Here is an 8,322-nt window from a genome sequence, read left to right on the forward strand (position 1 = left end):
AACTACATCCCGAAAGCCCCGCTTAATCCCGATAATTATCGGGATGCGGGGGGATTAGTCCCTTTCTTTTGGACTATTATATATTGAGTGTCGGTATAATCCAATAAAAAAGCCCATCCCAAAAATGAGACAGGCTTCTTAATATTTTAACCGTATATACTACAATGCTCCTATACCGAAGCCTATGCCCCAAGCCACATATGCATTGCTTAGTGGTTTCACCAACCACTCGTTATCTACTTTGCCATCGTTGTTTTTATAGTCATGTCTAATACCAGGTTTCACACCCATTTCGAAACGCATACCCATCAAACCTCTTTTCATATTTATCTCGAAACGGAAGCCAAATTTCTTGGTTTTTGCATCCGAGTTACGTGTGTATTTAGAGACGTCAACATTCTCATAACTCCATTTATTGCCTACTTTAACAGCAGAAATTTTATCATCTACCACCGTAGCCCCCATCAAAACTTCAAAAGCCATATCAATTACTGATTTTGACCTTACAGTTTTCTTTTTGTGCCTTCCTTCAATAGTTGCGAATACTTTTCCTTTAAATTTCAAGCCTTGTGAGTAATGGAAACCTGCACTGAACATCACAGTAGAGTATCCAACTAAAGCTGGAACAAAAGCTCTATCATTGGTAGAAATATTGTTTACTGTAAACGAATTAGAGCCAGAATCTTTCTGTTGACCATAGTATCGGTGGATTTGACTTATAGAGCCAGTAAGACCCTGATAGCTACTTGCCATAACAGGGAAATTAGCTGAATAAGTTCTATTATAGCTGCGGCCATTTTCAGTAAAGGTATATGAATATAGTTTTTTGGAAACATTTACAGGTTCTAGGCTTTTCTTAAATGGGATGGTAACCCTTGCCTGATAAATATGGTAATCGTAATTGGCAGCAACATTGCCCCCTATCATGTTGGCAAGCGGAGCTCCAGTAATAATAGAACCCGATACCTGTATTAGTTTGAGGAGGGTATAACGACCATGAACATAAACACCAAAGCCAGCGGGCGAACTTGCAAAAAGGTCAACTTCGGCCAAAACTCCAAAGCCAATGAACAATGGATAGGGATTTTTTTTGTTATAGACGGTGTCAACTCGGTAACTGCCATTTGCTGGCCAAATGATTTCCTTTTTTTGTGCAGAAGCGAATTGAAATCCTGTTGCAGAAACCAGACCTAACAGGAAAAGTTTCAACATTGTGTTTTTTAGTTTCATATTGTTTTTAATTTTGATTTTGCAAAGGTGCATTACAAAACAATAAGATTAATTACCCTCTTTAAGGTATTTTCCCATACCCTGTATCGGGTAGAGGACGGTTTTAAAATACAAGAACCGCTAAAAACACCAACAAAGGCAATCCCATTGGGTAAAAGCAATTCGGTTTTGTTTAAAGTTTTTTAGCTAAAAACTAAACTGGTTCCTGCGGCGGTCGAAAAACTCAAGAGAAATTTTAATCCCTTTACCAAAAATGCTATTTTGCAAAGCAGGGATACTCGGGTTCAGATTTTGTTTGTGCCAATTTCCAGTCTGTCTGTCTTTTGTAAATCCCAATGCGTAATAAACCCCTAGTCTATAACGATAGCGAGCTATTTTAAACACACGTTCCAAACCAAATATCACTTCAGTATAATATACTTTGGCTTCGGGGGCACTTAAAAAACCAGCACCCGCCACCTCATTAATATTCAATTTTTTGAAATAGGGAATCTTATTCGTAAAGAAACCATTGAACCTATGCAAATAATGGAATTCTGTAAACCATTTAAATGTAAATATAGTGGTATCGAGCATTTGGAACGTACCGATGGGATTGGTAAAAAACAAAGGATCACCCCGACGTTGGTATTTATAATCAATAGTTTTTACGATATCTTGATTGATAAATTGGCCACCTCTTAATCTGTATTCACTTATGCCCACCACTCCAAAATTAATACGCTGACGCATGGAAAGCTCCACATAATCGAACTTCACTGAGCTGCCAAATAAATCAGGAATTCCCTTACGCCATAAAGCATAAAATGTAGGCCAACGCGAACCTAGAATTACTTTTTCATAAGGCTCACGCATATACTTTTGAAAAGGAACAAAAGTGAACTTTACTTGTGCAGTTAATGCACTGTAGGGATCGAATTGAACAGGTAAATTGGCACTATCGCCATATATTTGATTGCTCACCGTTCCGTATTTATAATCGGCCACACTTCTGCGGGTAGAATATTCGGCATACATATCCAAATATAAACCATTAATCAATTCTACCTCATGGTCTATATTTATATAATCATTCAAATAGAAATTGTTACGCCTTAAACGGCTTACCCATGCAGCATTGCCGTATATCAAATCAAAATTTCGGCCTACAGAAAAGCCAAGTGTGCCACGCTTGTATGGGTTATACAATGTAGTAAAATTAAAGTCTCCCTGCCAGTCATGGTTTCGAATACCATACGATACAAAAGGTGCAAGACTGATGCTTTGTTTCTTTTTAAACTTCTTATAATAACTAACATAGGTATTCAGCCTTTGGCCAGCAACCTGCACTGGACTATATAATGCCACTATAGATGGGAAATTCCAATACTGTTGCTTTACGCGATTTATATGCCCTTGTCCGTACCATAATATATTCAAAAAAGTAACTTTGTTAAATACAGAATCTAAACTGTCTAAATATTCTTTCTTACTATGTGCTTCTATTAAACTATCCGAAGTATGAACCAGCCTAATTTCTTTTGCTGTTAGTGGTTCGCTGCGAGCCGAGTCCCAATAGGCAGTATCTTTATTGTAAGCATCGTCTTTGGTATAACTTAGCTCGTTGCCAAAAAACTTTTTGGGGAATTCTACATTCAATTTATAATTATGATAATAACAAACAGTACGTCCGTTTACAGCACCACGTTTTATTTTAATTTTATATATAAATTCTTGTTTCTTTATGATATAAAAAGTATCCTTCTCAATTCCAAATTCTTGGTTAATGGTAAACTCATCATACTCTTTTAATTTGGTAGGCGTGAGCGAAAGACTTAATTTTCTGATGCTCCACAAGCTTTCATTTACATGGATTTCGCCGCTCATTAGTGCATTGCCTAACGACCGCGGACTAATCTTTATAATATAAACTTTGGTGTCGCCCACAGTATATACACCTTTCAAATCAAACTTATAACTTACAAAAGCGAAATCATTTAATGGGGTAATAAAGGTATTATCGCTCAAACCTTTTACAAACAGTGAGCCTTGATAGAAATCGAAATTGCCTTCGGTACTGCTCATATAAAACAAGCCATCCAAATCGCCAATTTTATTTTGTGCTTCTTTTACTTCTTTTATAAGATTAGGTCTTTGAAAACTGCGATTTATGATAAGCTCAGTAAAATTCATATTAGACCAATCAGGTTCTTTATTTTTCTTTTTTTTGGCCGATGCAGTATCCGATTTTATAGAATTGGAATCAACCAAGTACTTCAACAAACTGTCTGGTATGTCCTGTGGCTTACTTTTTTTGTTGATTTTAGTTTCATCAACTGCTCTAATATATATTTGACAAATGCTTGATTTTACCTGTGTACGCCAACGGTCTTTATTGTCAATAACTTGGTGCATCACCTCGTTTGCCCTGTCTCGCTTACTCCCCTTCACTGTATAGCCCTGCAACTGCTCTACTAAAGGAATCAAAACCATATTACGGACTACGTTTTTACTCAAGGTAATTTCAGCATATAAACCTTCGAATCCATTGGCTGCATAATAAATTTTATAATATCCTTGCTCTAATCTGATGGTATACTGTCCGCGTGAATTGGTGAAGGTACTGATATCAGCACCTTGCACGGTAACATTAACGCCTTGTATAGGCTTGGAAGTACTGTCGAGCACCGTGCCGCTAATAGTATATATCACTTGTGCACTTGCCGCAAAAGAACATATATATATAATACTAACTAATAAAAAATATTTGTATAGTTTCATCAATAATATACTAAACGACTTTTGCAAAGATAGGTTACAGTAAATTTGAGAGTTGTAATGCTTTTTCGACTGCTTCCTTTAATCCAGCTACATGGGTACCACCTGCTGTGGCATAAAAAGGTTGACCGCCGCCGCCGCCTTGTATGGCCTTGGCTGCTTCCTTAACAATATTGCCCGCATGAATGTTTTTGCTTTTCACTAATTCCTCTCCTATGATAACACTGAGTAATGGTTTGTCATTAATAATAGCACCAAAAACTATATAAGAATTCTCAACTTCTTTGGTCAACTGAAAAGATAAATTCTTCAATTGTTCTGCTGATGAAATTTCTATAATTTCTGCCAATATATTAATTCCATTCTGCGATTTGAATTTTGATCTTAAAGTGTCTTTTATAACAGCAGTCTTTTCATTTTCAAATTGCTCCAATTTTTTTTGCAAACTACTTCTTTCATCCAATAATTGTTGCACACTCCTTATAATATCTTTTGCTTTTAAGAGTTCTTTCAATCCATCAAAAGTGGTTTGAAATTCATTAATTAATTGTTCCACCTTATCTGCAGTTATTGCCTCAATACGACGAACTCCCGCAGCCACCGCACTTTCACTCGCTATTTTAAAATATCCTATTTGTCCTGTTGCTTGCACATGGCAACCTCCACATAATTCCCTACTATAACTTTCATCAAAAGTTATTACACGAACACTATCACCATATTTCTCGCCAAACAATGCCATGGCTCCCAGTTTTTTTGCTTCTTCAATGGGCACATTTCTGCGTTCATCTAAATGTATATTTTCTCTTATTTTTTGATTGACTATATGTTCTACTTCTGCAATTTCTGCATCACTCATCGCTTTGAAATGTGAAAAATCGAAACGTAAATAATCATCATTTACGAGTGAACCTTTTTGCTCGACATGTGTACCCAATACTTTACGTAAAGCTGCATGCAGCAAATGCGTAGCTGAGTGATTATTCTCAGTTAGTAAACGTTTTGTTTTATTAATTTTGGCCGTAAAAACCGTACTCGGATTTTCGGGTAACCTATCTGCTAAATGTATAATTAAGTTATTTTCTTTTTGCGTATCTATGATATTTATTTTTTCGTTGATACTTTCTATAATACCTGTATCGCCCACCTGTCCGCCACTCTCTGCATAAAAAGGGGTAACATCAAATACCAATTGAAATTGCTCTTTACCTTTTGCTTTTACTTTACGATATCGTGTAATATGTATATCTTTTTCCAGTTCATCATATCCTACAAATTGTATATTCTCTTCTGCAATTAATATTTGCCAATCGTCTGTCTCAAGTTGTGTGGCTTTGCGTGAGCGTTCTTTTTGTTGTTGTAATGCTTTTTGAAATTCCTCCAAATCAACTGACCAATTATAATCTTTTGCTATTAACTGCGTTAAGTCAATTGGGAAGCCAAAAGTATCATATAGTTCAAATGCAAATTCACCATTAAGAACTTTACCCTCATTCCTCAATCTAACCTCATCAGTAACTGCAGACAAACTATCCATGGGCATCCAAGCAGCATCAACCTTGCCATCTCCTGATTCTGACCAAAATGCTCGATCCAATCTTATAATACCATATTTCAACGTTTTCAAAAATGCCGCTTCTTCCTCTCTTATCACATTCTCCAAAAAGTCTTTTTTCTGTTTTACTTCAGGGAATATATCTTTAAAAGATTCTCCCATTATAGGAAGTAATTTATATATGAAAGGTTCTTTCACATTTAAGAAACTATAATAGTAACGAACGGCTCTTCTCAGTATGCGGCGTATTACATAACCAGCACCTGTATTGCTAGGAAGTTGCCCATCTAATATAGCAAAACCAATGGTGCGTATATGGTCAGATAAAACACGCATTGCAATATCAGTTTTCTCATCACTGCCATATATAATACCTGTTTCTTTTTGCATGAATTGTATATACGGCATAAACACATCCGTATCATAATTGCTACTCTTGCTTTCAATCGCTCTCACCAATCGCTCGAAGCCCATTCCTGTGTCCACATGTTGTGCGGGAAGTTTTTCCAAGCTGCCATCGGCTTTGCGGTTGAACTCCATAAATACATTATTCCAAATCTCAATTACTTGGGGATGGTCATTGTTTACCAAACTTGCTCCAAGTGTTTGTTTGCGTTCGGCATCGGGTCTTAAATCTATATGTATTTCGCTACAAGGTCCGCATGGCCCGGTGTCGCCCATTTCCCAAAAATTGTCTTTTTTATTTCCGTTAATTATTTTGTCTTTGTCAATCCACAAACACCAGTTATCATAAGCTTCTTGGTCGAACGCCAAACCTTCTTTTTCGTCACCTTCAAATACGGTAACATATAATCTATCCTTATCAAGTTTATATACTTCCGTCAATAATTCCCAAGCCCATTCGATGGCTTCCTTTTTGAAATAATCGCCAAAGCTCCAATTGCCCAGCATCTCAAACATGGTATGGTGATAAGTATCAACACCCACTTCTTCCAAATCATTATGTTTACCACTCACCCGCAAACATTTTTGGGTATCAACTACACGTTTGTATTTGGGTGTTTCGTTGCCGAGGAACCAATCTTTAAACTGGTTCATGCCCGCATTGGTGAACATAAGCGTAGGATCGTTCTTTACTACGATAGGTGCAGATGGAAAAATTGTATGGCCTTTGCTCTCGAAGAACTTGAGGAAGGTATTACGTATTTCGTTTGAAGTCACTGAGGGATATTTTTAATTTTGTATTTTTAATTTTATATTTTTTTGAATATCAACTTTTTACAGCTAGGTGATCGCAAATTGCTACCACCTAGCTTCATTTATTTTATTGATTTTCATTGTGTTATGAAGAGGTGGTCACAAATTGCGACCACCTCTTCATAACTATTTCTTTTTCAGCTTATAACCTATAGGTTCTAATTTTTGTTGGTGCAAATCATCTAATCTATCCATTAAATATTGAAATGCTTTATTTACTTTGGTATCAAGATTTTCTATTTCACTTCTTATATTCTTCATTTTCACTCAGTAGGGACCGATAATTTGCAAACGCTCTCATAATTTCTATATTTACCTGTATTGCTTTTTCTGAACTCAATACTGATGAAAGCATAGAAACTCCCTGTTCTGTAAACACCATTGGTTTAATATTAGAGAATTTTAGAGAAGCCAACCTTTCTGAATTATTAATAAGCTCTTGCCTTTCAAGCATTGTCGGTTCATCCCGATAGCTATCGGGAATAAAATCTTCAGGAAATCTACTAATATTCCTTTTAACTTGTTGCTTTAAAGCTTTTGTCAATACATCGTAAAGCAAGGCCAAATCAACATCCAGCATCAACTTGCGACCTCGGAAGGGGAAGATGAGCGTTTCATAATTTGATTTAACAACGGGCTTAGTCATAATTTGAAGAGCCGCAAAAATCGGTGTAAAAATGTAGAATAGGAAAAGGAATGTGAGAATAATGGATAATGCATGCAAATAGTGCAAATGAGCAGGGAGAAGAAAAAAAAACATTGAGAGATTAAGCTTCATTAAGGATCGGCTCCTTAATTTTCTTAACTTCTCAATGGAAAAAAAATACAGAATTGAATTGCTGAGCGTATTTTAAAGTTGCTCGCAGTTTGTTTTAATATTGGCTAGGTTGCGGTTGAAAATATTATAGATAAAATAAGCTGCAAAATAAGTCTTCATTGTTTCGATCGTAGAAGCTTCGCCAGTTTTATAAAATAGCGTAAGAGACACGCTGGTAGTTGAATCGGTTACTTTAGTATATAATTGTTCGGTGGCTAAACCTTCTGCTTGCATTGAGAAGCCGTGCATATTGTACAATACCAATTGACGTTTTTGTTCTGGAATAACTTCGGTAATCAATTCGTCCCATACTACACCTTGTTCATCGGCTTGTTGGAAACAGCGGCGACGGCAACCTATTTTCCCATCTACAACTTCCTGAGAATTCAAGGTTGTGATATGATGCACATATACCGACCATTTAGTTGCATTACTGCTATTGCTGAGGTAGGTAAATACTTTGCTAATGGGAGCCTTGATTTCCATAGTGCTTACAATTGCTTTGTGTTTATATATATCATTCCCTTTAAATGGACTAAAAAAATAAGTAAGAAATACTATTACAAGCAAGATAATAAGTGTAATATAAATTTTCTTTTTCATAAGCGTAAAGCAAAATTAGGTTATTTTTTTACAGATAATAATTTTGTAACTACTCAGGTAGGTAAAACTCAATGGTGTCAAGGGCTTTCACTTCAAGTGGAAATGCAATGATATTTACAGAAGTGAGCATTTATAGGTGTTC

6 protein-coding genes are annotated in these 8,322 nt (G+C 36.1%); all 6 read right to left on the reverse strand.

Annotated elements, in window-relative coordinates:
• Window positions 1–159: 159 nt before the first annotated feature.
• Window positions 160–1,230, reverse strand: coding sequence for a hypothetical protein (locus SGJ10_14025; GenBank protein ID MDZ4759240.1), 1,071 nt, complete (start codon window positions 1,228–1,230; stop codon window positions 160–162).
• Window positions 1,231–1,416: 186 nt separating this feature from the next.
• Window positions 1,417–3,990, reverse strand: a complete 2,574-nt coding sequence (locus SGJ10_14030; GenBank protein ID MDZ4759241.1) for a DUF5686 family protein — start codon at window positions 3,988–3,990, stop codon at window positions 1,417–1,419.
• 34 nt (window positions 3,991–4,024) lie between these two features.
• Window positions 4,025–6,724 carry an alanine--tRNA ligase gene (gene alaS / locus SGJ10_14035; GenBank protein ID MDZ4759242.1) on the reverse strand — a complete coding sequence of 900 codons (2,700 nt, stop codon included), beginning with the start codon at window positions 6,722–6,724 and terminating at the stop codon, window positions 4,025–4,027.
• 162 nt (window positions 6,725–6,886) lie between these two features.
• Complete coding sequence (locus SGJ10_14040) at window positions 6,887–7,021, reverse strand: hypothetical protein (protein ID MDZ4759243.1); 135 nt, start codon at window positions 7,019–7,021, stop codon at window positions 6,887–6,889.
• The gene (locus SGJ10_14045) at window positions 7,002–7,538 is read right to left on the reverse strand and encodes an ORF6N domain-containing protein (protein ID MDZ4759244.1); all 537 of its coding nucleotides are present in this window, start codon (window positions 7,536–7,538) and stop codon (window positions 7,002–7,004) included. The genes SGJ10_14040 and SGJ10_14045 overlap by 20 nt, the downstream gene beginning before the upstream one ends.
• 72 nt (window positions 7,539–7,610) lie before the next feature.
• Entirely contained in the window at window positions 7,611–8,180 is a 570-nt protein-coding gene (locus SGJ10_14050; protein MDZ4759245.1) for a hypothetical protein, read from the reverse strand.
• Window positions 8,181–8,322: the final 142 nt, after the last annotated feature.

This window comes from Bacteroidota bacterium (genome assembly GCA_034439655.1).
In the GTDB taxonomy this organism is placed as follows: Bacteria; Bacteroidota; Bacteroidia; order UKL13-3; family UKL13-3; genus CANJUD01.

What these genes read in the sequence shown, in the direction of transcription:
- SGJ10_14025 (MDZ4759240.1), bottom strand. Translation starts at nt 1,230, where the DNA reads ATGAAACTAAAAAACACAATGTTGAAACTTTTCCTGTTAGGTCTGGTT.
- SGJ10_14030 (MDZ4759241.1), bottom strand. Translation starts at nt 3,990, where the DNA reads ATGAAACTATACAAATATTTTTTATTAGTTAGTATTATATATATATGT.
- SGJ10_14040 (MDZ4759243.1), bottom strand. Translation starts at nt 7,021, where the DNA reads ATGAAGAATATAAGAAGTGAAATAGAAAATCTTGATACCAAAGTAAAT.
- SGJ10_14045 (MDZ4759244.1), bottom strand. Translation starts at nt 7,538, where the DNA reads ATGAAGCTTAATCTCTCAATGTTTTTTTTTCTTCTCCCTGCTCATTTG.
- SGJ10_14050 (MDZ4759245.1), bottom strand. Translation starts at nt 8,180, where the DNA reads ATGAAAAAGAAAATTTATATTACACTTATTATCTTGCTTGTAATAGTA.